At 64.6% G+C, this 24446-nt stretch carries 24 protein-coding genes; 2 read left to right on the top strand and 22 right to left on the bottom strand.

The window, feature by feature from the left end; genetic code table 11:
• Positions 1-3 precede the first annotated feature (3 nt).
• The 22 genes from IE116_RS09450 to IE116_RS09550 form a co-directional block, all read right to left on the bottom strand.
• Positions 4-1632 (bottom strand): methyl-accepting chemotaxis protein, encoded by a 1629-nt coding sequence (locus IE116_RS09450; RefSeq protein WP_189611834.1) that lies wholly within the window; start codon positions 1630-1632, stop codon positions 4-6.
• Between the two features lie 27 nt (positions 1633-1659).
• Positions 1660-2253 (bottom strand): chemotaxis protein CheW, encoded by a 594-nt coding sequence (locus tag IE116_RS09455; RefSeq protein WP_189611836.1) that lies wholly within the window; start codon positions 2251-2253, stop codon positions 1660-1662.
• Positions 2250-4277: a chemotaxis protein CheA gene (locus tag IE116_RS09460; RefSeq protein ID WP_189611838.1), complete on the bottom strand. Its 2028-nt coding sequence runs from the start codon at positions 4275-4277 to the stop codon at positions 2250-2252. The genes IE116_RS09455 and IE116_RS09460 overlap by 4 nt, the downstream gene beginning before the upstream one ends.
• Positions 4274-4585 (bottom strand): STAS domain-containing protein, encoded by a 312-nt coding sequence (locus IE116_RS09465; protein WP_189611840.1) that lies wholly within the window; start codon positions 4583-4585, stop codon positions 4274-4276. The genes IE116_RS09460 and IE116_RS09465 overlap by 4 nt, the downstream gene beginning before the upstream one ends.
• Positions 4582-4950, bottom strand: a complete 369-nt coding sequence (locus IE116_RS09470) for a response regulator (protein WP_189611842.1) — start codon at positions 4948-4950, stop codon at positions 4582-4584. Before IE116_RS09470 ends, IE116_RS09465 begins: the two co-directional genes overlap by 4 nt.
• A gap of 24 nt (positions 4951-4974) precedes the next feature.
• Positions 4975-6171, bottom strand: a complete 1197-nt coding sequence (locus IE116_RS09475; RefSeq protein ID WP_189611844.1) for a methyl-accepting chemotaxis protein — start codon at positions 6169-6171, stop codon at positions 4975-4977.
• 262 nt (positions 6172-6433) lie between these two features.
• Positions 6434-7531, bottom strand: coding sequence for an MBL fold metallo-hydrolase (locus IE116_RS09480; RefSeq protein ID WP_189611846.1), 1098 nt, complete (start codon positions 7529-7531; stop codon positions 6434-6436).
• Between the two features lie 3 nt (positions 7532-7534).
• The gene (gene parC, locus IE116_RS09485; RefSeq protein ID WP_189611849.1) at positions 7535-9856 is read right to left on the bottom strand and encodes a DNA topoisomerase IV subunit A; all 2322 of its coding nucleotides are present in this window, start codon (positions 9854-9856) and stop codon (positions 7535-7537) included.
• 2 nt (positions 9857-9858) lie between these two features.
• Positions 9859-11814 carry a DNA topoisomerase IV subunit B gene (locus tag IE116_RS09490; RefSeq protein ID WP_189611851.1) on the bottom strand — a complete coding sequence of 652 codons (1956 nt, stop codon included), beginning with the start codon at positions 11812-11814 and terminating at the stop codon, positions 9859-9861.
• A 151-nt stretch (positions 11815-11965) separates the two neighbouring features.
• A complete protein-coding gene (locus IE116_RS26065) occupies positions 11966-12094 on the bottom strand; it encodes a hypothetical protein (protein WP_268249233.1) in 129 nt (42 codons plus the stop codon).
• A complete protein-coding gene (locus tag IE116_RS09495; RefSeq protein ID WP_189611853.1) occupies positions 12091-13296 on the bottom strand; it encodes an MFS transporter in 1206 nt (401 codons plus the stop codon). Before IE116_RS09495 ends, IE116_RS26065 begins: the two co-directional genes overlap by 4 nt.
• Positions 13297-13462: 166 nt before the next feature.
• The gene (locus IE116_RS09500) at positions 13463-14221 is read right to left on the bottom strand and encodes a hypothetical protein (RefSeq protein ID WP_189611855.1); all 759 of its coding nucleotides are present in this window, start codon (positions 14219-14221) and stop codon (positions 13463-13465) included.
• Entirely contained in the window at positions 14187-14564 is a 378-nt protein-coding gene (locus IE116_RS09505) for a phage holin family protein (RefSeq protein ID WP_189611857.1), read from the bottom strand. Before IE116_RS09505 ends, IE116_RS09500 begins: the two co-directional genes overlap by 35 nt.
• A gap of 109 nt (positions 14565-14673) precedes the next feature.
• Entirely contained in the window at positions 14674-14967 is a 294-nt protein-coding gene (locus IE116_RS09510; protein WP_189611860.1) for a hypothetical protein, read from the bottom strand.
• Positions 14968-15410: 443 nt separating this feature from the next.
• Complete coding sequence (locus tag IE116_RS09515) at positions 15411-16091, bottom strand: alpha/beta fold hydrolase (RefSeq protein ID WP_189611862.1); 681 nt, start codon at positions 16089-16091, stop codon at positions 15411-15413.
• 215 nt (positions 16092-16306) lie between these two features.
• Positions 16307-17824, bottom strand: coding sequence for an amidohydrolase (locus IE116_RS09520; RefSeq protein ID WP_189611864.1), 1518 nt, complete (start codon positions 17822-17824; stop codon positions 16307-16309).
• A gap of 101 nt (positions 17825-17925) precedes the next feature.
• Positions 17926-18942, bottom strand: a complete 1017-nt coding sequence (locus IE116_RS09525) for a Bug family tripartite tricarboxylate transporter substrate binding protein (RefSeq protein WP_189611866.1) — start codon at positions 18940-18942, stop codon at positions 17926-17928.
• A 150-nt stretch (positions 18943-19092) separates the two neighbouring features.
• Entirely contained in the window at positions 19093-20169 is a 1077-nt protein-coding gene (locus IE116_RS09530) for a beta/alpha barrel domain-containing protein (RefSeq protein WP_189611868.1), read from the bottom strand.
• A gap of 28 nt (positions 20170-20197) precedes the next feature.
• Positions 20198-21073, bottom strand: a complete 876-nt coding sequence (locus IE116_RS09535) for an IclR family transcriptional regulator (RefSeq protein WP_229828076.1) — start codon at positions 21071-21073, stop codon at positions 20198-20200.
• 2 nt (positions 21074-21075) lie between these two features.
• Positions 21076-22023 (bottom strand): DUF6282 family protein, encoded by a 948-nt coding sequence (locus IE116_RS09540; protein ID WP_189611870.1) that lies wholly within the window; start codon positions 22021-22023, stop codon positions 21076-21078.
• Entirely contained in the window at positions 22020-22883 is an 864-nt protein-coding gene (locus tag IE116_RS09545; RefSeq protein ID WP_189611872.1) for an HpcH/HpaI aldolase family protein, read from the bottom strand. Before IE116_RS09545 ends, IE116_RS09540 begins: the two co-directional genes overlap by 4 nt.
• The gene (locus tag IE116_RS09550; protein WP_189611874.1) at positions 22880-23248 is read right to left on the bottom strand and encodes an AraC family ligand binding domain-containing protein; all 369 of its coding nucleotides are present in this window, start codon (positions 23246-23248) and stop codon (positions 22880-22882) included. The genes IE116_RS09545 and IE116_RS09550 overlap by 4 nt, the downstream gene beginning before the upstream one ends.
• A 251-nt stretch (positions 23249-23499) precedes the next feature.
• Here IE116_RS09550 and IE116_RS09555 point away from each other — a divergent pair, with 251 nt between their 5' ends.
• Both IE116_RS09555 and IE116_RS09560 read left to right on the top strand, forming a co-directional pair.
• Positions 23500-23985 (top strand): MarR family winged helix-turn-helix transcriptional regulator, encoded by a 486-nt coding sequence (locus IE116_RS09555; RefSeq protein ID WP_189611876.1) that lies wholly within the window; start codon positions 23500-23502, stop codon positions 23983-23985.
• On the top strand, positions 23982-24440 hold the full coding sequence (locus tag IE116_RS09560; protein WP_189611877.1) for a hypothetical protein: 459 nt from the start codon (positions 23982-23984) through the stop codon (positions 24438-24440). Before IE116_RS09555 ends, IE116_RS09560 begins: the two co-directional genes overlap by 4 nt.
• Positions 24441-24446: the final 6 nt, after the last annotated feature.

The raw sequence follows: 24446 nt of genomic DNA on the forward strand, positions 1-24446 counted from the left end.
GCATCAGAACCGGACGAATTGGGTATCGTCCGGCGCCAGCGCATCGGCCATCACGACCGGCGCGCGTCGCAAGGGCGTTGCGCTGCCGGCGGCGCGCGATGGCTCGCGACGCGGCGCTTCACGCTCGTCGAGCTTGAAGAACGCCATCGTCTGACGCAAGCGCTCTGCCTGCGCCGCAAGATCTTCCGACGTGGCGGCCAGCTCTTCCGCGCTGGACGCGCTCTGCTGCGTAGTCTGGGTCAGCTGGGTCACCGCAGCGTTGATCTGCCCCACGCCCGACGCCTGTTCGGACGATGCTGCCGAAATCTCCTGCACCAGATCCGAGGTCTTGCGGATGGCCGGCACGATATCGTCGAGCATGCGGCCCGCGCGTTCGGCCAGATCGACGCTGACACGCGCGGTTTCGCCGATCTCCTGTGCCGCCACCTGGCTGCGTTCCGCCAGCTTGCGCACTTCCGCCGCGACCACCGCGAAGCCCTTGCCATGCTCGCCCGCGCGCGCCGCCTCGATTGCAGCGTTCAGCGCCAGGAGATTGGTCTGGTACGCGATATCGTCGATGATGCCGATCTTTTGCGCGATCTGCTTCATGGCCGCTGCCGTGGCCTTGACCGCCTCGCCGCCCTCGCTTGCATCGACGGACGCCTTGGTGGCCATCCGGTCGGTCACTGAGGCGTTTTCGGTGTTCTGCGCAATCGACGCGGTCATCTGTTCGACCGACGCACTGGTCTGGTCGACGCCGGCAGCCTGCTCGCTTGCGCCTTGCGACAATGATTGTGCCGTCGCGCTCAGTTCTTCGGATGCGCCCGCCAGTGACTGCGCGTTGCTGTTCACATCGGCGACCACGCCTGCCAGCCGCCCCGACATATCGTGCATCGCGCGCAGCAGCGCCGCGGTTTCGTCCTTGCCATGCACTTCCACCCGAGCGGTCAGATCGCCATCGGCCAGTCGACCGGCAAAATCCACGGCGCTGCGCAGCGGTCGCGCGATGCCCCGGCTGATCCACAGTCCCAAACCGACACCCAGCATCATGCAGCCCAGGCTCAGGCTCAGGACGAGTGCGCGGCTGTCTTCGGCGATACGGGTCGTTTCGTCGTTCTGGTCGCTCGCATTGCGCGCCTTGATCGCGACGAGTTCGTTCAAGGGTTGAAGCACCGCGGCAACGGTTCGATCGACGGATTTCAGCACGATGTTCATATCGTCCGATCGCACGGCAAGCGGTTGCTGTCCAATCAGGCCAAGGCTCTGCTCAAGCGCCCGCACATAGTCGGGCCACGCGCGATCCAGGACGGCGAAGTGGGACTTGCCCTGCTCCGTGTAATACAGGGGCCGCGCATTGTCGATCAAGGCGGCCGTTGTCGCTATGCGTTTGCGTATCTCGGCAAGCGCGGTGTCCCGTTCTTCGGGGGTCGCCGCTGCAAGCGCCGCCGAGCGCAGCCGACCGATGCTGGCGAGCTGTTGATCGATGTCCTTGATGCCGGACAGCCCCGCGAACTTACGGGTGTACATCAACCCGGCCAGGTCGCTGCTGCGATCCAGGTTTACGATGGCGATGCCGCCAACCAGCACGCTGAACGCCGACACCAGCACGAACGCCACGATCAGTCGGGCGGAAATCTTGATTTGAGAAAGCATGGGGGACTCGAAAACAATAGTGAACGTTCAGGAAGCGGGCGCGGCCGCGTCACCGGGCAAATCGTGCAGCGATTCGAGCGAGAACACCTGCCCGACATCCAGCACGATGACGAAGCGGGCGTCGACCTTGGCGATGCCGCGAATGAATTCAGCCTGGACGCGCGCACCGAACGCCGGCGGCGGCGCCAGGTCGGCGGGATCCACATCGATCACTTCGTTGACGGCGTCCACCAGCAGGCCCACCACACGGGCGCCATGGCTGTCGCTCACCTCGACGATCACGATGCAGGTGCGCTTGCCGATCTCGCCGGGCGCATGGCTGAAGCGCGCATGCAGATCGATGACGGGCACCACCGCGCCACGCAGGTTGATCACGCCCCGCACGACATCCGGCATCATCGGAACGACGGTCAGCCGTCGAAACTCGATGATCTCCTTGATGCAGAGAATGTCGATGGCGAAGAGCTCGCCGCCCAGCTGGAACGTGAGGCACTGGGACGGCAGCAGCCCGTACGAGACCCCGGCTGCCGTTTCCGGCGATGTGTTTACGGACGTGCCATTGGCCGGGTCCGGCCGACCGTGCGGTGCATTGCCCGCTGGATGCAAGTTGGAAGCGATCATGCGGACGCGACTCTTTCAGTAAGGATGGGTGCAGGCAGTGAGGACGACATGTCTTCGACTCCGCGCAATGGCAATCGCGCGACCGGCCGCAATGCCGAGGATCCAGCCTCGCCGCGCGCCGCGGCGCGCGCGATCAGTTCCGGCACGTCAAGGATCAACACGACATCACCGTTGGCACCGATACTCGATCCGCTGATACCGGGAACCGCCTTGAACAGCGCGCCAAGCGGCTTGATGACCGCCTGGCATTCCCCCAGAAGATCATCGACCACCAGGCCGGCCTTCAAGCCTGCATGCCTGACCACGACGATGTTCTGGCGGCCAGCAGGATTGCCACCGAGTGCAAACGCGTCGCGCAGCCGGATAAAGGGCAGGACCTCTCCACGCAGATCGGTGTAGTCGTGCTTGCCGTCGCAGGAATAAGCAATGCACTCATCGATGGTGTCCAGCGGCAGCACAAAGACCGATGCGCCGACCGTCACCTGGAATCCCTCGATGATCGCCAGCGTGAGCGGAAGGCGAATCGACACGGTCGCGCCCTGGCCCGGGCGGCTGCGCAAGGCAATGGCGCCTCGCAGGTCGGCGATATTGCGTTTGACGACATCCATGCCGACGCCGCGACCCGACAGATTCGTGACCGCCTGCGCCGTCGAAAAACCGGGCTCGAAAATCAAGGCATGGACGTCGTCATCGGAATAGGCACGGGCGGGATCGGCCAATCCGCGCTCGATGGCCTTGGCAAGGATGCGATCGCGATCCAGACCGCCGCCATCATCCGCAACGTCGATCACGATGCCGCCGGCATCGTGATACGCGTTCAGGCGCAGCTGTCCGCGTGCGGGCTTGCCGCGGGCGGCTCGAACCGCCGCGGATTCGATACCGTGATCGATCGCGTTGCGCACCAGATGCGTCAGCGGGTCGGCAATGTGATCCACGACGGACTTGTCGAGTTCGGTGTCCTCACCGCTGATAACGAGTTCAATGTCCTTGCCCAATTCCTGCGCCACGTCGTGGACGACGCGCTGGAAGCGGTTGAAGCTGGCGCCTATCCTGACCATACGCAAGGCCAGGGCGCTGTCGCGCACCGACTCGACAAGGCTGGCCAGCGCGGAATGGCTCTCCTGCAGATCGGCGTCGTGGATCCGCCGCGCCGCCGATTGCGCTGACGCCGACAAGGTGATCAGTTCCCCCACGAGATCAATGAGGCGATCCAGTTTGTCGGCGTCGACACGCAGGAAGCGCCGCTCTTCACCCCGAGGCGTGTCCGCGCCGGCCACGCCCGGCCGGGCAGAGCCGGGAGCCGGCAGGGAAGCTGACGGCGCGTCCTGCTGGCCGCGCGCCGGCGGCACGATCCGGAGCACGCAACTGTCGCGCATGAACTCGAAGACGCTTTCGATGGCCTCTTGATCGGCATCGGTACGCAGGCTCAGTTCGACCCCGATGTAAGCGCATTCGGCATCGAACGCAGCGACGTCGGGCATCGCGTCAAACACGGTGTCGATATGCTCGATGGTGCCCAGCGTGCCAAGATACCGCAGGAAAGGCAGCGGATCGAGGCCGTGCCGCAGAACGTCCGGATCCAGCCGCAAGGACACCTGCCAAAGATTGTCCCAGGCACCGCGCTCTTGCGGGACGAGATGGACCGTCAGCTGGCTCTGCAAGGCAACGCCACGTGCCGCCAGGTCGGCATCGCACGCCTGTTCGCCGGACACGACCTGATCCAGCAGCGCCCGTATGTGATCCATGCAGGCCAGCAGCAGGTCGATCAGCGCCGGTTCGACCTTGAGCAGACCGCCCCGCGCACGATCCAGCACGCTTTCGACATCGTGCGTGAAGCCGACCACCGTATCGAGACCGAACAGTCCTGCCGACCCCTTGATGGTATGCGCCGCACGGAACACCGCGTTGACCCGGTCCAGCGGGTCGTCCGGCATGCGTGACAGCGACAGCAGTTCACGCTCGGCCTCGTCGAGCAGCTCGCGGCCTTCTTGCAGGAAGGTAGGAACCACGTCGTCCAGGTTCATGGGCGCTCCCAGGGCTTCAAGGCGCATTCGAGCTGGGCATCGACGCCCAGCAGGCAGAACACTTCCAGCACGGCCGGACTGTGCGCGTCGAAGAACACGGTGCGGTCACGCAAGGCTGCCTCGCGTCGTGTCAATGCGAGCACTTGCACGCCGGCGGTATCGATTTCGGTGACGCCTGCCAGATCAATCGTCAGGGCGTCGACCCGATACAAGGCGTGCTGCAACCGCGCAACCCATTCCGACGCCTGGTAGATCGTCAGTTCGCCTTCGATTGCCACGCGTTCGGCATCCCCTGCGGCGCGGCTCATGGCATCACCAGCCTGGCGATCGCACTGAGTAGTTGCGCGGGCTGGAACGGCTTGACGATCCACGCCTTGGCGCCCGCTATCTGTCCCTCGCGTTTGCGTTCTTCCTGGCTTTCGGTCGTCAACATCACGACCGGCGTGAAGCGATAGGCCGGCAGCTGCTTCACAGCCTTCAGAAAACCGATGCCGTCCAGCCGGGGCATGTTCACGTCGCTCAGAATCAGGTGGACACGTTGACCGGTCAGCTGGGCAAGGGCCGCTTCGCCATCGGCGGCTTCGATCACCGTGTAGCCGGCGCCGCGCAGCGTCAGGCCGACCACTTGCCTGACCGAAGCCGAGTCGTCGACGACCAGGATGGTTTTTGTCATGGAAAGATCCTTCGGTGACGAGGGCTAGAAAAAGGTGATGTCCTGCGATGCCGGCAGCGCTGCCACCCCGCCCTGGTGCACGACGCGTTCTTCCTGCGTGGCATAGGTGCGGGCCAAGGCGTCGAGTTCCGGAGCGGCATCGATCTCGCCCTGGCGCGCGAAGACGGAGTCGGGCGCGCGGCGGATGCTGTCCCGTACGTGCGTCAGGATCTGACTGGTGCGATCCTGGAACTGCAGCGCCACGATGGCGTCGGCAACGGACGCATTGACATCGGTCGCCGATGCCGACAGGGCCGCGCCGGACTGGGCAATGCGCCGGGCCAGGCTTGCGTGATCGTCGAGCACACGCGCTACACGCTCTTCTGCGCTGCGCACGGTGTTTTCGGTCTGGTCGACCGACTCACGCACGGCCTGCACGGCCGCTGACATCGCGAAGATGGCATCGGCAGACCGACGCGCCATGTCCTGGCCGAGTTCGCCCGATGCCATCGACAGGCGCTGCATTTCGGCGGCGACGACCGCAAACCCGGCGCCGCTGTCGCCTGCCCGGGCGGCCTCGATGGCGGCGTTCAAGGACAGCAACGTGGCACGTTTGGCCACCGCGTGGACGGCATCGGCCCCCTGGCGCAATTGCTCGATGGGCACGTAGAGCGCTTCGACTTCGTCGCGCATGGCGCGCTCTCGCGTACAACTGACACGCAGTTCGTCAACCAGGCTTGCCGATTGCTCCCGGCCATGACGCTCCACAAGGTCGACCGCGGCGGCACGGCCCGACGCGTCAGCCGACGCAATCGCCCGGTCCAAGCCGGACACGATGTTGCCAAACCGCGTGGTCAGGTCGATGATCGACGCCTCGGTTTCGGCGCGCGCGGTTTCGATCAGGTCTGCCCACACCGGCGCGAGCCGGCTGCTGGCGGCATGCGCCGCATCGCGCGCCAGATGGACGTCCAGGTGGGGATCGAGGCGGGGCGCGCCGTCTGTCGGGACCAGGGCCGGTGCGACATCAATCGGCATTCCGGACGGCGCGGCAAGCGGCATCCACAGCCATACCCCCGCCGCACTCAGGGCGATCAACGTACCAATGACGGACCAGGCACGCGGTACCTGCGGCAGGGCAAGCGCGACGAGCGTTGCGGCCAGTGCCAGCACGAGCACCCATGCGGCCGGATGGACAGGCCAGCGTGGAAGGGACGAACGGTTCGAGGAAAGGGACGCGTACATAACGAAGGCAAGCAAAGCGTGGCGCCCTGTGCGGCGGGCGATTGCAAGCCCTAACGGTGGCACCGACCTCTTCTTGAGGCATTCCCCTGATGACCTGACAGTACTGACAGGTCGTACTTTTACGCAGATCCAAACGCTGGCCCGCGCCGCTTCGTACCCAACCACGCCGGTCCAGACGAAGGCTCGGCGCCGCGCGCATGGCCGCCTTCAAGACGAAAAAAAACCCATCCGCGGATGGGTTCCTTCGATGCCGCCGGCCCGATCACGACCCGGGCGCGCGCACCATCCACTTGCCGTCCTTCCACACGCGCGACTCGCCGTGCTTCATCACGAAGAACTCCTCTGCCGGCATCCCCGCCGCCTCTCGCGCCAGGGCAAGGTCCTTGGGCGGCTGGTCGAGTGGCTCGTCGGTCAGGCTGAAGGTACCCCAGTGAATGGCGACGGAGGACCGCGCACGCACGTCGCGGTGCGCTTGCACGGCCTCGGCCGGGTTGACGTGCTGCGGCGTCATGAACCAGCGCGGCGCGTAGGCGCCGACCGGGATCGCGGCCAGATCGAACGGCGCTTCGCGCTGGCCGATGTCGGCCAAGTCTCGTGAATACCCGAAGTCGCCGCCGAACAGGAAACGAAATTTGGGCGCCGCGCTATCGACCGACCACGCGCCCCACAGCGTCTGGTTGCGATCGGACAGGGTTCGTGCGGCCCAGTGCTGCACGGGCAGCAGCGTCAGCGTCTTGTCGCCCACCGTCGTCTTGCCCCACCAGTCCAGCGGCCGCACGTCGCTTGCGCCCGGCACGTTGTCGCGGAACCAGAGGTCGATGCCCAGCGGCACCATGAACACGGGCGGCCCGCCGGGCTGCATTGCCAGCGCGCGTACCGATGGCAGGTCCAGGTGGTCGTAGTGGCTGTGCGAGATGACGACCGCGTCGATGTGCGGCAGATCGGCCAGCGCCACGCCGGGCAGCTGGAAGCGCCTGGGACCGGCAAACGACACCGGCGACGCGCGCTCCGAAAACTGCGGATCGGTCAGCAGATTGAACCGCCCGAGCTGCACCAGCAACGTCGAATGGCCCACCCAGGTCAGGCGCACGTCGTCGGACGCCTGCCGTATCCAGGAAGGATCGGCCGGCACGGTGGCCAATGACGCGGGGTCATTGGGTTCGGCCGGCAGATTGTCCCGCCATTGATCGAAGCGCCAGCGCCACAGGTCCGTGGAGCCAGGCGTGCGGTGGGGGTAGTTGTTCTTGAAGCCCGACGGCGTGTGATGCGCAAGGTTCGCGTCGTAGTACGGATTGACACGGGCACAGCCGGCGATCGCAAGGATCGCCGCGCCCACCACCCACCGCCGCAAAGAGGCCATGGCTTACAGCACCGGCGACAAGACGGGTTGCTTTGCGCGGCCCGACAGTGCCTTGCCCTTGCGGGCACGTTTACCGATATAGATCGCCAAGGCAGCTCCATTGATGATTTCTTCGAACGGCTTGTTGCGGTAGATGCCGGCGATACGCAGGCCGGCAGGGCCGATCGGCACCACCTGCGCCAGCGGATCCTTGGCATCCAGGTCCATCAGGGTCGTGCCCCGGCCGCCTGACGACAACACCTTGACCTCTTCCAGGCCAAAGACCAGGAAGCGTTCCTTGGCCGTCAACAGCGCGACGTGGGTCGCGCCGTCGAACACCGGCACCGGACGCTGCGGCTCGTCGCCTTCGTCGAGCGTCATGAACTGCTTGCCCCCACGCTGGCGGGTCGCCATGTCGGACAGACGCGTCATGAAGCCCATACCGTTGCGGGTGGCCAGCAGCCAGCGACTGGACGGCGCGGAAGCGATCATGTGCAGGATGCGTGACCCCGATTCCAGATCGATCATGGTGGTGACCGGCACGCCATCGCCCCGTGCCGACGGCAATCCCAGCACCGGCACCGAGTACACGCGGCCACTGCTGGAAATCGCGATCAGCGAATCGGTGGTGCGGCATTCGAAGGCGCCATACAGCGCATCGCCTGCCTTGAAGGTATACAGGCTGGAATCGTGTCCATGCCCCTGACGCGACCGCAACCAGCCCTTCTGCGACACGATCACCGTGACGGGTTCATCCACCACCCGCGCTTCGACCGACGCGCGTTCGGCGGCCTCGATCAACGTGCGTCGATCATCGCCGTACTGCTTCGCGTCGGCTTCGATTTCCTTGACGATCAGGCGCTTCATGGCGCCGGCATTTTCGAGCAGGTCTTCGAGCTTGACCTGGTCGGTCTTGAGCGTCTTGAGTTCCTGCTCGATCTTGAAGCCTTCCAGGCGCGCAAGCTGACGCAGCCGCATCTCCAGGATGTCTTCGGCCTGGCGCTCCGACAGCGAGAACGCCGCCATCAGTGCGGGACGCGGTTCATCGGATTCGCGAATGGTGCGAATCACTTCGTCCACGTTCAGGTAGACGACCATGCGCCCTTCCAGCACATGGATACGGTCCTTCACCTTCTCGAGGCGATGGCGCGTGCGCCGCGTCACCGTGTGCGTGCGGAACGCCAGCCACTCGGTCAGGATCTCGCGCATCGCCTTCTGGCGCGGGCGCCCGTCGGATCCGACCATGACCAGGTTGACCGACGAACCGCTTTCCATCGACGTATTGGCCAGCAGCGTGTTGACGAAGTCGTCGCGATCCACCTTGGACGTCTTGGGCTCGAACACCAGCCGGACCGACGCTTCCTTGCCCGACTCGTCGCGCACGGCGTCGAGCAGACCCAGCATCGTGGCCTTGGTCTGCTGCTGTTCGGGACTCAGCGTTTTCTTGCCAGCCTTGATCTTGGGATTGGTGAGTTCTTCGATCTCTTCCAATACCTTCTGGCCCGACGTGGACGGCGGCAGTTCGGTCACGACCAATTGCCACTGGCCGCGCGCCATCTCTTCGAAGGTCCAGCGTGCACGGACCTTGAGCGAGCCGCGGCCCGTGCGGAAGATCTGCGCAATGTCGGCAGCCGGCGTGATGATCTGCCCGCCGCCCGGAAAGTCAGGACCCGGCAGCAGCGTGTACAGGGCCTCGTCGGACAGCTTGGGATCTTTCAGCAACGCCACCGCGGCCGCCGCGACTTCACGCAGATTGTGCGAAGGCACTTCGGTCGCCATGCCCACCGCGATACCCGAGGCGCCATTGAGCAGCACCATGGGCAGGCGCGCCGGCAGGTTCTTCGGTTCCTGGTAGGAGCCGTCGTAATTCGGGATGAAGTCGACCGTGCCTTCGTCCAGCTCGTCCAGCAGCAGGCGCGCGATCGGCGTCAGCCGCGCTTCGGTGTATCGCATGGCCGCCGCGCCGTCGCCGTCGCGCGAGCCGAAGTTGCCCTGGCCATCGATCAGCGGATAGCGCAGCGAAAAGCCCTGCGCCATGCGGACCATGGCGTCATACGCGGCCTGGTCGCCATGCGGGTGGTACTTGCCCAGCACGTCGCCCACCACGCGGGCGGACTTGACGGGCTTGGCCGTGGGGCCGAGGCCCATGGCGTCCATGGCGTACAGAATGCGCCGCTGCACGGGCTTCTGGCCGTCGCTGACGTCGGGCAAGGCGCGTCCTTTGACCACCGATACGGCGTAGTCCAGGTAGGCCTGCTCGGCATACAGCGCCAGGGAAATATGTTCTCCGCCCGGCACCTCGGGTTCGCCCGGGGTCGGGATCAGGGGTAACTGAATGTCCGTCATTCTTAAATATCCACTTCGGCCAGATCGCCTTTTTCTTCCAGCCAGGAGCGGCGCTGCGCGGCTTCGGTCTTGCCCATCAACATATCGAACATCTGGATCGTGGCCGCCATGCCCGATGAACCGACACTGACCGGCAACAGGCGCCGCGTGTCGGGGTTCATGGTGGTCTCCCACAGCTGTTCGGGATTCATTTCGCCCAGGCCCTTGAAGCGGCTGATGCTCCAGGCGTTTTCACGCACGCCTTCCTTGCGCAGCTTGTCTTCGGTCGCCGTCAGTTCGCCGGCGTCCAGGCAATAGATCTTGCGCGCGGGGCGCTTGCCCGCCGCCGGCACGTCCACGCGAAACAGCGGCGGCCGCGCGATGTACACATTGCCGCGTTCGACCAGCTTGGGAAAGTGACGGAAGAACAGCGTCAGCAGCAGCACCTGGATGTGCGAGCCGTCCACGTCGGCATCCGACAGGATGCAGATGCGGCCGTACCGCAGGCCCGACACATCGGGATCGTCATTGACGCCATGCGGATCAACGCCGATCGCCACCGCGATGTCGTGGATTTCATTGTTGGCGAACAGGCGATCGCGGTCCACTTCCCAGGCATTGAGCACCTTGCCGCGCAAGGGCAGGATGGCCTGGAATTCCTTGTCGCGGCCCATCTTGGCCGACCCGCCCGCGGAGTCGCCCTCGACCAGGAAGACTTCGGTGCGGCTGACGTCGCTGCTTTCGCAGTCGGTCAATTTGCCCGGCAGAACGGCCACGCCCGAGCTCTTGCGCTTTTCCACCTTCTGCGCCGACTTGACGCGCGTCTGCGCCTGGCGGATCACCAGTTCGGCCAGCTTCTTGCCGTAATCGACATGCGAGTTCAGCCACAGCTCGAGCGACGGACGGCAGAAGCCCGCCACCAGACGCACGGCGTCGCGGCTGTTCAAACGTTCCTTGATCTGCCCCTGGAATTGCGGATCCAGCACCTTGGCGGACAGCACGAAACTGGCGCGCGCGAACACGTCTTCAGGCAGCAGCTTGACGCCCTTGGGACTCAGGTTATGCAGTTCGACAAAGCTCTTGACCGCCGTGAACAGGCCTTCGCGCAAGCCGGCTTCATGCGTGCCGCCGGCCGATGTCGGGATCAGGTTCACGTAGGACTCGCGCACCACGTTGCCGTCTTCGGACCAGGCCACCACCCATTGGGCGCCCTCGCCTTCGGCAAAGGTTTCATGATCGCGGTTGGCGTACTGCTGGCCTTCGAACAAGGGGATCAGCAGCTCGGCGCCGCCCAGCGTTTCGGTCAGGTAGCCGCGCAGGCCCTGCTCGTACAGCCAGGTCTGCGACTCGCCCGTCTTTTCGATCTTGAGCGTGACCTTGACGCCGGGCAGCAGCACCGCCTTGCTGCGCAGCAGGCGTGACAGCTCGCCCATCGGAATGGCCGCGCTGTCGAAATACTTGGGATCGGGCCAGCAGCGCACCCGCGTGCCGGTCTTCTTGCGGGTGTCGGGTATCTTGGCGAGCGGTTCGATGACGTCGCCACCGCTGAACACCAGCTGGTGCGCGCCACCGTCGCGCCACACCAGCACTTCAAGCCGGGTGGACAGCGCGTTGGTGACGGACACGCCAACGCCGTGCAGGCCGCCCGAGAACGCGTATGCGCCCCCCGCTGCCTTGTCGAACTTGCCCCCGGCATGCAGGCGCGTGAACACGATCTCGACCACCGGCGCGCCCTCGTCGGGGTGCATGCCGACCGGAATGCCGCGGCCGTCGTCCTCGACGGTGACGCTGCCATCGGTGTGGACCGTGACCTGAATATGTTTGCCGTTGCCCCCCAGGGCTTCGTCGGCAGAGTTGTCGATCACCTCCTGCACGATGTGCAGGGGATTTTCGGTTCGGGTGTACATCCCCGGACGCTGCTTGACGGGTTCGAGACCCTTCAGCACCCGGATTGAAGCTTCGTTATAGCGAGTCGCCAAGTTATCCCCAGCTACTGTGGAAAATACGGTTTATTTTAAGGATGAAGCGCCTGTTTACGCGGCTCTTGCTGGGACGCCCAGTTTTTAGGCAGCCCGTTTGGCGCACATTCGGCTTGACAAATCAGTCTTGGCGCCGGGATCTGTCACAGAACTACCGGACCCCGCACAGGGCCATCAGGGTTTCCCAGTTCATGACGAGTCCGGCGCGCTGATAGCCGGCGAACGCCAGGGCCAGCACAACGGCCAGCAGCGTCCAGGCAAGGATGCGCCCCATGCTCATGCGGCCGCCAGGGGGCGTTCGCGGATGGGCAGGGACAGCGCTGCAGCCATGACACCCAGCCCGAGCGCCATCCACCAGACGACATCATAACTGCCGGTGACGACATACAGTTTGCCGCCCAGCCACACCCCGACGAAACTGCCGATCTGGTGGCCCAGGAACACGATGCCGCTCAGCGTTGCCGCATAGCGCATGCCGTAGATGTGGCCGACCAGCCCGACCGTCAAGGGCACCGTGCCCAGCCACACCAGCCCGATCACCGACGAGAACACCGCCAGCAGCAGCGGGCTCAGCGGAAAGATCAGCAGCAAGGCAATGGCCGCCGCCCGCACGCCGTACATGCCGGCCAGCAGCGTCTTCTTGCTGAAGCGTCCGCCCAGACGGCCCGCGGCGTAGGACCCCAGGATGTTGAACAGCCCGATCAGGGCCAGCGCCATGGCGCCATCGGACGCCTTCAAGCCGCTGTCGACGGCATACGCCGGCAAGTGCAGCGTCAGAAAGGCGGTATGGAAGCCACATACCGCGTAGCTCCAGAACAGCAGGTGGAAGGACGGATGGCGGATCGCCTGCCGGATGGCGCCGCCCAGCGACAGCCCCGAGCCGGAGGCCTCGGGCCGGCCGGTCAGCCGGGTGGCCAGCGGAATGGCGAGCAGCATCAGCGCGGCCATCACCCACAAGGCGCCCGTCCAGTCCAGCGTGTCGATCAGCCACTGCCCCGCAGGCACCAGCACGAACTGCCCCATCGACCCGCCCGCGCTGACAAGCCCCAAGGCAGCGCTGCGCTGCGCCGCGGGCACCGCCCGGCCCACGACGGGCAGCAGCACGGCGAAGGTCGTACCGGCCTGTCCCAGGCCCATCAACACCCCGGCGTTGGCGTACAGCGCGAGTTCGCTTCCGGCATACCGCGTGCCGAGCAGCCCCAGGAAGTACAGCGCTGCCGACAATGCGATGGTGCGCCCCGCACCATATTTGTCCGCCGCCATGCCGACCCCGATCGCCGCCACGCCCCACATCAGGTTCTGGATGGCGAATGCGAGCGAGAACACATCGCGCCCCCATCCATGGGCCAGCCCCATCGGCTGCATGAAGAGGCCAAAGGTCGCGCGCACGCCCATCGCCAGCAGCAGCACGAGCGAGGCACACAGGACAAGGGACGTGGTGGAGGAAGTACCGGACGGGCCGGAAGCGGATGAATGCGGCATGGGACGGTAATCGGAGTTCGGGCGCCAGATGGCGCTGGCAGCCGACGATCATAGCGCAACGGCCCCGACCAGAGCACCAGCACGGTGCAACGATCGGGGCCGTTCGGGACCCATGACGCCAGGGCTTATGACAACCCAAGCGCGTCACGAAGCCAGCGTCGACGCCTTACGAATAGATCGGCCGACGCAGCTTGCCGCGATAGCGGCGTTGCTGCTCCAGCACTTTCGCATGTGCGCGTTCCAGTTCCAGATAAGCCACCTCGGCCTTGCGGGCCTGCTGTGCGTTCTGCCACCGGCTCAGCTGCGACCACACCGTAGCCGCGCCAAAGCCCGCCACCAGGCTTGCGCCGATCGCCAGCCAGGGCTGCCGATTCGCGGCGTGCAGCATCCAGCCCACGGCGCGATCGGGGGCTGTGGTCATGCCCGCATTGGCGTTATCGAGCGCAATACGGGTCATGGCGATCTGCGCCTTCAAGGCCTCGGAGCACTTCTGGATCTCCTCGGTCGTGCCTTCCTTGATCGCGAGATTCAGCGCATTGCTCGCCCTGCGCAAGTCGTTGACCGACTGCACCTGCGTCGGCACCGGGGCACCCGACGCGTCGGTATGCGGCATGCCTTCGTCGAACAGGGCGGCCTTTGGCTTGGCTGGCGCCGGGTGCAGGGTGCCTGCCACGATCTTGTCGAAACGCCCCTTGAGCCAGGCCAGCGCAAACCCCTGTACCGGCTTGCGCAGGAAGGCCGGAAAACGCCCACCCGTGGCCACCGAGAACAAGGCATTGAGCAAGGCGCCTTCGGCCGAGCTGACACCGCGCGCCCGATGGCTATGTTCCGTCCTCACCACGCCCGCACGAACAAAGCGGGTGCGTTCGACGTTCATCTCCCGCAGGAGCTCATTTTTTCGTGATTCGGTCTTGATTTTGCTCATCGGAACTCCGGATTGCATCTACGTCGAGGCGGACCTGCTCGAGCAGTTCGTTGAAAGGCTCACCCTTGGGCGAGGTCATGCGGCCCACCAGATAGGACGCCAGCCCGAGCAGCACCCAGCCACCGGCCAGGTACCAGGCCACCGCCGTACGGGACGTACTGTCCCAGTAGGTGACCAGAATGGCGACCGAGATGAACGTGGCGGCAAACAGCGCGCACAACACCAACCCGACATAGCCGAGAATGGTGGTGATCAACGACTGGCGATACAGAGCCAGCTCCAGTTTCAGCAGCTCGCCGTAGGGACCGACACGCCCCCCGACAAACTGGGCGATCGACTTCACACGGCCAATCTGACGTAACACCATAATTTCCCCCGCGACGGATGGGCCGAACGCCAACCCGCCAGACTACACACTTGAAATCGCCAACCTGACGGCCGGCCCCCTGCCCTTACTTCTTGTCGGTATCGTTCGTGATCGGCGTCACGACCGTCGGCGCCACCGGCGTCATTGGCCGTGTCGGATCACCGGTATGACTGCCGGCCCCCGGCAATATGGCGTCCACGATCGCTTCTCCGAATTCCTTGCCCAGGTGCATCTTGCCGTCATCGGCTGCAGCCACGTCCTGCGCGGCGCGACGCTCTTCCGGCGTCGGCTCGGCGGCGTCGGCCAGATGGGTCTCGTCAACCTGTTTACGGCCTGCCTGGATATCGTCGATCGCGTCGACATCTTTCTTGGTCAGCATGGTAGATAGCTCCCGTGGTTGTTCGTGGTTTTGTAAAAATGGGATGCGCTCAGTCCTCCAGCCTCGGAGGATCCGACCGATCCCGATTCCGGGACAACTGGCTGTGCGACCGGTCCCGGCGATCCCCGTCCTTCCCCACTGCCAAGGGCGGCCGGACGGTCACCGTCGATCGGCCGTCTGGCCGACTTGCGTCGGCGTCAGTCGCGGCATCGCGGGTTCGACCGGCATCCCAGTGGGCCAGCGCAAAGGCGGCCACGACGACACCCGCAGGTACAAGCACGAGTGACACAGCGCGTTGGAAGATCATGGATCGTCAACCAGTTGCTTTGGTAAATCACGGGAAGAAGCGCAAGTGTCGTGCCCGAGCGCTGAGCCGGGCAAGGAGGGATACGTCAGGTAATAAACAAGCAATCATTCATGCAGACCGGCTCGCTCGGTCACCGTTATTTCGCTTCGTGCTTCGTGAGCCAGGTGGTGACGGCCTGAGCGACTTGCTGGTCGTAGCCGCGATAGTCGTGCCTTGCGCCGGCAATCGGAACCTGCACGAACCGATCAGACACCATCGCCTTGCGGTTCTCGGCAAACTGCGCATCCCGGTCGTTCTCAGCATAGATGTCAAGGACGGGAATCCTGATCTTTCGCAGATTGATGTTGGTGTTGAGCGGCTCCGGGCCACCGGCCAGGAGCCCGACACCGATATATCCCACAACCCCGGACCCCGGATGGTTCGCAAGGAAGGCGGACGTCATCCTTGCGCCCATGCTGTAGCCCATCAGGTAGATGCGTTCCACGCCTTTTTCGTTCTTCAGGAAGTCCAGGGCGGCCTGGATGCGCGTGTACGCGTCCGGGAACGTTGACGCGTACTGCTGGAAGGTGTCCGGCGACCGGTTGCCCGCGATGGTTGGCATCTGCAAAGACAGGGTGTGATACCCAAGCTCGCTGTGGATGGCCTTGCGCAGTGGGCTGACGACATGCGAATCGGCATCAAGACCCTGGCCATGCGCCAGAACCACCGCGACCTTCGAGTCCTTGCCGTCCAGGTATTCGCCTTGCGGCATCTGCGCAAGGGCGTTCCCTGCAAGCAGCGCGGCCAACGGGATGAGGAGTCTCTTGAGGATCTGCATGGCGTCGGCCTCCTGCAAGGCGAATTGGCCATCACGCGAAATCGCCGATGTCCGGACATGCTGACACTACGCCTGCAGACACGATTTGGAAAGCTGCCTGGCTTCTGCGACGCCCGATGGACGCACTTCCGACTCGATCGCGAACCCGCCCGCGCCACCTCAAGTGCGCAAGACCGCCTTGCTGGCGATGTTGATGCACGCCAGCCGTTCGTGCCTCACTTGAACCGGGGCGACACGCTCAGATACGTCTTGCTCAGCGCAGGCCCGAACTGGTCCATGGTTGCCCTGTTCATGTCGACAGGGGGCTTGGCCTCGGCGGGCAACAGCGTGAAGTACGGCGACGCCTTGGTGGCCTCGACAAACTCCTTGCGCGCGTTCTGCAGCAGCGCCGGCGAGGTCATGAGGTCGAGAAGCGACGCTGCGAGCACTTTCGCGCCGGTCACCATGCCTTTGTGGGCCATGGTACTGGTTGGCGTAATCGCAGCTGGCCAGGCGTGATACCCGATGCCCGGCACGCTTGACGGGAAGTTCATCATGCCCGTGGGCACGACCCACGTGACGTCGCCGTTGTCGTTGGACGCCGTGCCTTGCGGGCGTGCCGCGACGGTCGGCAGGGCAGTCGCCAATCCGACTTCGGGCTTGTTGTTGGCCTTCTGGAGCTCCTTCGCGAACGCGACTTCTTCGGCCGACCAGGTCGGGAGCCCGACCATCTCCATGTTCTTGCGGATTTGTTCGCTCAGTACCTTGTTGCCGAGCTGGGGCCATGCCGATGCGACGAATTCAGGGGGGTCCATCGTCGTGCCTGTCATCATCGCGGCGCCCTTGCCGACGTTGACCAGCCTGTCGAAGTTTTCCTTGGCGGCGGGTGCGTTGGCATCGCGCACGTACCACCAGATCTGTCCGAGATCGGCAATGATGTTGGGCTGGATGCCACCCATGGTGATCGTGCGGTGCGCACGATAGGTGGGCCGCATGTGTTCGCGCAGCTTGTCGAACCCAAGGTCCATCAGTTGGACGGCATCGACCGCATCGCGGCCATCCCAGGGATTGTTCGCGCCATGCGCGGTCTTGCCATGAAAGGTGAACTTCGCGCTGATCGCTGCATAGTTCTGCAGGCCGTAACCGGTGGAAAGGTTGTCGCCAATGTGCAGGATCATCGCCGCATCGACGTCCTTGAAGTAGCCCGCACGCACCAGGAAGGGACGGCTGATCAGTTGTTCTTCGGCCGGTCCAAAAGAAATGATGAGCGTGCCGGGAAGCTTGTCACGCTCCATGATCGTCTTGACGGCGAAGGCGGCTGCTGTCGCCACGCCGGCGTGCGTGTTGTGGCCTTCCATATGGCCCGGCGCGCCCGGCACGACCGGTTTGCGCGCGATGGACCCCGGGGTTTGCGACCCTTCGGGCAAGGCATCGATTTCCGTGCTGATGGCGATTACCGGCTTGCCGCTTCCCCATTTGGCCCACAGATTGGTCGGCATGCCGGCGCCTCCCATCTCGACCGAAAAGCCGGCGGCTTCCAGCGTCCCTTTGAGCAGTTCGGTGCTCTTGACTTCCTGCATGCCGAGTTCGGCGAAGGAGTAGACGGCATCGCCGATCTGCGCGACGGTGTCGGCGTTGCGATCAATGATCTTGAATGCCTCGTCTTTGCGTGCATCGGCAAAAGCAGGCTGAGCCAACAGCAAGCCGGCGGTCGCAATCGTTGCGACACGGCGTAGCACCACGGCATAGTTCATAGTTTCCCCGATAGACGAATGCATTCGTTGTTGCCTCCAAGGCTTGAGGCATGGCTGAGCTTATCGTGGAAGTCGAAGTGGTGACAACGCTTGCCGCAGCCTCATTCGACAGCGATCTTTGCCTTGTCGATCAGCTGGCTCCAGCGTGGCAGGTCCAGTTTGAGGCGGGCGGCGACGCGGTCGGGGGGGCCGCCTTCAGGTTCGGCCCCAATATCGGTGATGCGTTTGCGCACGTCGGGCTGATTGAGTCCATCGTTCAACGCCTGGTTGAGACGCGCAATGATTGCGGGTGGTGTGCCTTTGGGGGCATTGAGCGACAGCCATGAACTGACGTCAAAGCCGGTGTAGCCAAGCTCGGCCAGGGTCGGCACATCGGGCAAGGTGGCGGACCGCTGAGGCGTGGTCACCGCCAGGGCGCGCAGCTTGCCGGATTTGACCAGCGGGGCGGCGGTGGGAACGATGTCCATCATGACCTGCACGTTGCCGGCGATGAGGTCGGTCAATGCAGGAGCGCTGCCGCGGTAGGGAACGTGCATCCAGCGCACGCCGGCCACTTGCTGGAAGTACTCGCCCATCAGGTGGTTGATGCTGCCACTGCCCGCGGATCCCATGGCCAGAGGCTGCGATACCGTTCCGGAGAGCGCGACCAGTGCCTTGACCGAGTCGGCCTTGAGCGACGGATTGGTTACCAGCAGCCCGGGCGTGCTGGCGTACCAGATGACCGGGTCGAAGCGCGCGATCGGATCGAATTTGCGATCGCGGTACAGCGACGGGCTGACGGTGAGCGGACCCGCGCCCCCCACCGCCAGGGTGTAGCCGTCGGGGGCGGCGCGGGCCACTTCTTCCATGGCAAGGAGGCCGCCGGCGCCCGGACGGTTCTCGACGACAAAGGCCTGGCCCAGGCTTTCGGTCAGGGATTGCGCCATCAGGCGACCCACGATATCGACGGCGCCGCCGGGCGCAAACGGGACGATCAGGCGCACCGGTTTGACCGGGTAGGCGTCGGCCGCGTGGGCAGTGAAAGGGAGCGAGGCCGTAACGGTCAGGCTCAGGGCGGCACATAGGCCGAGCAGCGTGCGGCGCCGGGCGCCCGCATCCAGGTAAAAAGCGAAGGTCATGGGTGTCTCCGTGGTTATCGTGGGCAAAGGTCGCCCCTGCCGATCAAGGCATGGTTTTTTGGGTGATGCTTTACAGCTTGTGCTTGAAGGGTGGTACCGACAGCCGATACCAAGGCAATGCAGGCATTGCCGATACTGCCGCGAATACGTTCAGGTTCGCGCCGCCAAAGGCTCGGTGGCGGGAGCAGCAGGCACGAACGCTTGCCAGTGACCGGGCCGATCGGGTTGCTCGCCATAGGACTGCAGACGATCGGCGGCAACGCCGAGCAGGCCTTCGGCAGTGCGGCCGCGCCGCTGCAGGTAGCGATCCAGTTCCATCACGCTGTCGGTCAGCACCTGGTAGCCACCGGCCAGGACAGCGGACGTCATCTCGGTCGCGCAGGCGCCGGCCAGAAGAAAACGCGCCACATCCAGGCCGGACCGCGCGCCATTGGTGGCGACCAGCGGAAAGTCCTTGCCCAGGCGGCGGCGAGTCAGGGCGATCCACCGCGCGGTCAAGGGCAAGGCCCAGCCGCCGCCCAAGGCAGCCGACGTGTCGAGCACCGGACGCTCGGTTTCCAGATCAGGCAGAAAGCCCATGAAGCGGCCCATCATCACGACGGCATCGGCGCCACCGCGGCGTGCCGCGTCGGCAAGACCGGTCACGTCTTCACTTTGTCCCGTCAGCTTGATCCACAGGGGCAGCGTGGTCGCGCGGCGCAGCGTCGACACGATGGTCTCGATCCGGGCCGCGTCCCGTTCCAGCACGATGGCGCCTTTGGCGGCCTCGTCACCATGGGGCGCGCCAATGTTGACTTCAAGCACACGAAAGCCCATCTCCTGGATCGCCGTTGCGTAGGCGGCGCACTGCGCCAGATCGCTCAGGATCAGGCTGGGGATCACGTACGCATCCTGCGTCGCCGCATGCCGGTCGGCGCGGATCAAGGTTTCCATCCACTCGGCAAATGATTGCTGGATGAGACCGGAGCGACAGAAGACCTGCGCATCGGCGGGCGGTGCAAAGTTCCAGGGCAAGCGGTTCCACTTGCCGTCCAGCAGCTGGTAGTCCGTGCGATCGAGCTGGCGTTTGGCCGCCGCCGATTCGTTGATCGACTTGGCCACGACGGCGCCCGCGCCGGACGCAAGCGCTGCGTAGATGGCGTCACCCGTCATGGTGTGTTCGCCTGACCCGCAGATCACCGGGTTCTTGAGCCGGAGCGTGCCGACTGTGGTGCTGGATCGTGTCATGGTGTTCCTTGTCCGCGGGCTGACGCCGTCAACCGCGATGGCGCGACAGCGCCGCAAACAGATGTTCGTAGGCGCCACTGTTCAGGCGCGCGCTGACTTCGGCCGCGGCCTCCTGCACCTGGGCGATCAGGCCGGCCTGGGGTGGCGACGGGACGTCCTTGGATGGGCCGATCACTCCAATGGTGCCGACCAGTTCATCGCCCTTGTCGGTGCCGCGAAAGATCGGGGCCGCCAGTACGTTCACACCTTCGAGCACTTCGCCGCACGCGTCTTCATACAGATCGCGGCGGATCTTCTGCAGCCGTTCGGCCAGGCGCACCGGGTGGACCATCGATGCCGGGGTAAAGGCTTCGAACTGCCGCTTCAGCAACTTGCGCTGCGTCAGTTCGTCGCACCATGCCAGCACGATGCGCCCTTGCGCCGAGCAATGCGCCGGTACCCGATTGCCCGGCTTGACGGTGATGCAGACCTGCCGGGTCGAATCGACGGCGGAAATGACCAGCGCCGAATCGTGCGTGGCCGCCGACAGCAGCGCGGTCTGCCCGGTCTGGTCGCGCAAACGCGTCAGGTAGGGATCGGCAATCAGCCGCAGGTCGAATTGTTCACCGGCGGCAATCCCGTAGCCGACGAGCTTGGCGCCCAGCCGGTATTTCTCGCTGGCCGGGTCCTGTTCGACGATGCCCAGCTGGCGCAGCGACGCAAGATGCCGATATACCCGAGGCTTGGGCTCGTCCATCGCCGCAGCCAGTTCGGTGACGCCCATCGGCCGCCGCGCGAGCGTCAACTGATCGAGCAATGCGAAGACGATCGCCACCGATTCAAGCAGTGCCGGTCCGGCTTTCGCCGGTTCTTCAGGATGGCCGGCCGGCAAGGTCGGCAGCGTATCGTCAGTGCGTGGTGTCACGGTCAGTCCTCGAGTCCCATCAGGGTGGCGGCATTGGTCGAGGTCATTTTACGGATGTCGTCCTCGCCGTGCCCCAGATCCAGGCAGGTGCCGATCACGCTGCGGAATCCGTCGACGATCCGCGGGTTGCCGACCTGCCCCAGATCCGATCCCAGAATCGTCAGATCGACCGTGCCCGCATCGATCACCTGCTGCAGGAATTCCGGGTCATAGAACTTGAACTTCGAGCCCGGCACCCACATGCACATGGAGTGCTCCATGTACACGCCCTGCCGCGCCAGTTCCCGCATGTCGTCCAGCGTCGCGTCCACCACGTACGTGGGATGGTTGACCAGGATGCGCTTGACGCCGCGCGCCCGCGCTTCATCGAACAGCGGCCACATTTCGCTGATGTGCAGATGGCCGCCGGACAGCACGACGTCCGCTTCGGCAATCAGGTCCAGGATGTCCTTGACCTCGGGCTTGAGCCGGCCTTGCGCATCCAGCACCGTCAGGGGCTCGGGCTCGATCATCTTGCGTTTGGTCTGCGGAAACTTGTCGGTAAAGTGCGCGTCGGCCTTGTGGTGATCAATGTGGTTCTTGGACGAAAACGTCGGCATCCACACCAGGCGCGCACCCAGCTTGATGCCGTGTTCGACCGCGTGCACATTGAGCCCACCGACGGCATTGTTCAGAGGCACGCCCGACAACATCAAGACGCCCAGCTCGCTGAAGTGCTTGTTCAGCAGCGCCGTGACCGGCGTGGCCGAGTAGTAATGGTCCTTCAGCAGCAAGGCGCGCAGCCCGGCTTCGGACGCTTCCTTCATGGCCTCGATGTGGTCGAGATAGCGCGCCATGACCGACGGACCGCTGTGACAGTGCAGGTCGATCGCGCCCTTCACAAGCTGGTCGATGGTGGCGTCGCGTTCGCGGTCGGTCGATCCCGCAACAGGTTTCGGAACGGCATTCATAGTTGTCTCCAGAGGGTCACGGACGAGGCCATGTCCATCATTGCAGTCATGGGAAGTTCGGAAGGGGCGGCCGGGTCTGCCAGGTGCCTTGCCGGGATGGCCACCACGCGCGATTGCCGATCCGCCAGCTGCGTGGCCGCGCTTCGCAGCCAGCTCTGGTCGGACCCGATCACGAAGCAGGTCACGCCGCGCCGGGCGTAGCTGTCGACGGTCGTGTCGTCCGGCAGGAAGATGCCGACGGCGACACCCGCGGCCTGCCCCGCCTCGATGATCGTTGCAATGGCCGCGTCGACACGCGGGTGATCGAGTTGCGTCACGCCGAACGACAAGGCCAGGTCGGCGCGGCCGATGAACAGGCAATCCACGCCAGGGACCGCCGCGATCGCGGCCACATGCTCAATGGCCGATGCGTCTTCGATCTGACAGATCACGCTGATGGCGTCATCGGACGCCGCGACATGGTCGGCCATGCCGATGGCGCCGTACCCGCCCGCACGCGGTGAATTGCTGAACCCCCGATCACCCCCGCGATAGCGGCACATGGTGACCACCGCACGGGCGGTGGCGGCGTCCTTGACGTGCGGCACCACCACGCCGGCCGCACCCAAATCCAATGCGTGCAAAGCGGTTTCCGGACGTTGATCGGCCAGCCGCACCAGGCCTGCCGTACCTGCTGCCCGTGCAGCCAGCAGGCACACGTCGAGCTGGGACGGATCGAAGGACGCGTGCTCGGTATCGAGCACCACCGCATCGAGCCCGCTTGCGCCCGCGATCTCGACATGCTGGAACGCGGGTGTCTTGATGAAGCACGCGGTGACGACTTCGCCAGCACGCAGCCGCTGCCGGAAGGTTGCGGTCATACGAACTCGTGGGCCTGATGCGCGACCAGATGCTGGTAGTCCGCGCGCAACGGCGAAAAGATATCGAGGTTCAACACTACTTCGTCACCCACCGGTTCGGCGTAGTGCATGACGTGCGGCGGGATGCGGATCATGCTGCCCGGCCCACCCTCGACGACCTCGTCACCCACATGAAACCGCACGCGCCCTTGCACGATCACCACCAGCTGTTCGAAGTCGTGCTGGTGCGGATTCGTGTCCATGCCTGGCGTGAGCCAGTTCATGACACAGATCGTGTCGTCACCCCGAAATCCCACCCGCTCCACGCCTTTGCGGACGGTTTCCCTGGGCAGGGAATTCCAGTTGTAGAGATGAGCCTGCGTCATGTTTTGCCTCCGTGGCGTTCTGAATCACGTTTCTTTCAAGAGAACGTCTTTTCTTTGATAGAAACATGATACGGAGCACAAACCAGAGCGTCAATGGGCGGAAACGGCCGCCAGGGGGCGTAGTTTCCCTGAGCGGAGCCAAAGACCCATCCACGCCATACGGCAGAAACGCGCGCCGACAGGGTTGGCCGACCCGACCGCATCCCGCGCAGCTATTGACAACCTGTTGTCAAATATGGAAACTGGTTGTCATGAACAAACCATCCAGATCCAGGACCGCTGAAGGCGTGGCGGCACTCACAGGCTTGACCCTCACGGTCTTCCGGCTGCACGGAGCATTGCTTCAGTGGGGAGACAAGCTCGTCGAACCGCTGGGGTTGACCAGCGCGCGGTGGCAAATGCTGGGCGCCATGGCCCTTGCAGGCGAGCCGCTGACCGCCCCGCAGATCGGCAATGCGATGGGGGTGACACGCCAAGGGGCGCAGAAGCAGCTGAACTTGTTGCTTGAACTCGGGCTGATCGCGGCGCGCCCGAACCCGGCGCACCAACGTTCCCCGCTGTATGCGCTGACGCCGGACGGCAGCCGGCTCTATGCGCGCGCCGACGCCTTGTGGAACGCGCGCGTTGCCGCGCTCACCAGGGAAATCCATGCAGCGGACGCCCTGTCGGCGACGTCCACCCTGGATACGATGCTGCGCCACCTCCTTGCTTCCTCTGGCTCACCAGGTGCCCCATGAAATCGAAACTCCATGCGATTGTCGGATCGTTTGCGCTGCTCTGTATCGTCACGTTCTGGGGATCGACGCTGGTGTCGGAACTGTTCCTGGAGCACGGCGATGTCGTGGCCGTCAAAAACGGCATTGTTGCCGCGATGTGGCTCTTCATTCCGGCCATGGCTGCGACGGGCGCGAGCGGATTCGCGTTGGCCCGCAACGCGCGCAGCCGCCTGGTAGGCGTCAAGATCCGCCGCATGAAGATCATTGCCGCGAACGGTTTTCTTGTCTTGCTGCCGTCGGCATGCTTTCTGGCCGCCAGGGGGAACAGCGGTCAGTTCGGAACGGACTTTTATGTCGTCCAGGGAATCGAACTGGTGGCAGGCGCGGTCAATATCGTGCTTATGGCCTTGAACATGCGGGATGGGTTGAGGCTCAGCGCACGTCTGGCGTCACGCCAGGCACCCGCCGCCACGTGAATAAAA

Origin of the sequence: Pigmentiphaga litoralis (assembly GCF_014651835.1) — a bacterium.
GTDB classification, from domain to species: Bacteria; Pseudomonadota; Gammaproteobacteria; order Burkholderiales; family Burkholderiaceae_B; genus Pigmentiphaga; species Pigmentiphaga litoralis.

What these genes read in the sequence shown, in the direction of transcription:
- IE116_RS09450 (WP_189611834.1), bottom strand. Translation starts at nt 1,632, where the DNA reads ATGCTTTCTCAAATCAAGATTTCCGCCCGACTGATCGTGGCGTTCGTG.
- IE116_RS09455 (WP_189611836.1), bottom strand. Translation starts at nt 2,253, where the DNA reads ATGATCGCTTCCAACTTGCATCCAGCGGGCAATGCACCGCACGGTCGG.
- IE116_RS09460 (WP_189611838.1), bottom strand. Translation starts at nt 4,277, where the DNA reads ATGAACCTGGACGACGTGGTTCCTACCTTCCTGCAAGAAGGCCGCGAG.
- IE116_RS09465 (WP_189611840.1), bottom strand. Translation starts at nt 4,585, where the DNA reads ATGAGCCGCGCCGCAGGGGATGCCGAACGCGTGGCAATCGAAGGCGAA.
- IE116_RS09470 (WP_189611842.1), bottom strand. Translation starts at nt 4,950, where the DNA reads ATGACAAAAACCATCCTGGTCGTCGACGACTCGGCTTCGGTCAGGCAA.
- IE116_RS09475 (WP_189611844.1), bottom strand. Translation starts at nt 6,171, where the DNA reads ATGTACGCGTCCCTTTCCTCGAACCGTTCGTCCCTTCCACGCTGGCCT.
- IE116_RS09480 (WP_189611846.1), bottom strand. Translation starts at nt 7,531, where the DNA reads ATGGCCTCTTTGCGGCGGTGGGTGGTGGGCGCGGCGATCCTTGCGATC.
- parC (WP_189611849.1), bottom strand. Translation starts at nt 9,856, where the DNA reads ATGACGGACATTCAGTTACCCCTGATCCCGACCCCGGGCGAACCCGAG.
- IE116_RS26065 (WP_268249233.1), bottom strand. Translation starts at nt 12,094, where the DNA reads ATGAGCATGGGGCGCATCCTTGCCTGGACGCTGCTGGCCGTTGTGCTG.
- IE116_RS09495 (WP_189611853.1), bottom strand. Translation starts at nt 13,296, where the DNA reads ATGCCGCATTCATCCGCTTCCGGCCCGTCCGGTACTTCCTCCACCACG.
- IE116_RS09500 (WP_189611855.1), bottom strand. Translation starts at nt 14,221, where the DNA reads ATGAGCAAAATCAAGACCGAATCACGAAAAAATGAGCTCCTGCGGGAG.
- IE116_RS09510 (WP_189611860.1), bottom strand. Translation starts at nt 14,967, where the DNA reads ATGCTGACCAAGAAAGATGTCGACGCGATCGACGATATCCAGGCAGGC.
- IE116_RS09515 (WP_189611862.1), bottom strand. Translation starts at nt 16,091, where the DNA reads ATGCAGATCCTCAAGAGACTCCTCATCCCGTTGGCCGCGCTGCTTGCA.
- IE116_RS09520 (WP_189611864.1), bottom strand. Translation starts at nt 17,824, where the DNA reads ATGAACTATGCCGTGGTGCTACGCCGTGTCGCAACGATTGCGACCGCC.
- IE116_RS09525 (WP_189611866.1), bottom strand. Translation starts at nt 18,942, where the DNA reads ATGACCTTCGCTTTTTACCTGGATGCGGGCGCCCGGCGCCGCACGCTG.
- IE116_RS09530 (WP_189611868.1), bottom strand. Translation starts at nt 20,169, where the DNA reads ATGACACGATCCAGCACCACAGTCGGCACGCTCCGGCTCAAGAACCCG.
- IE116_RS09540 (WP_189611870.1), bottom strand. Translation starts at nt 22,023, where the DNA reads ATGAATGCCGTTCCGAAACCTGTTGCGGGATCGACCGACCGCGAACGC.
- IE116_RS09545 (WP_189611872.1), bottom strand. Translation starts at nt 22,883, where the DNA reads ATGACCGCAACCTTCCGGCAGCGGCTGCGTGCTGGCGAAGTCGTCACC.
- IE116_RS09550 (WP_189611874.1), bottom strand. Translation starts at nt 23,248, where the DNA reads ATGACGCAGGCTCATCTCTACAACTGGAATTCCCTGCCCAGGGAAACC.
- IE116_RS09555 (WP_189611876.1), top strand. Translation starts at nt 23,500, where the DNA reads ATGAACAAACCATCCAGATCCAGGACCGCTGAAGGCGTGGCGGCACTC.
- IE116_RS09560 (WP_189611877.1), top strand. Translation starts at nt 23,982, where the DNA reads ATGAAATCGAAACTCCATGCGATTGTCGGATCGTTTGCGCTGCTCTGT.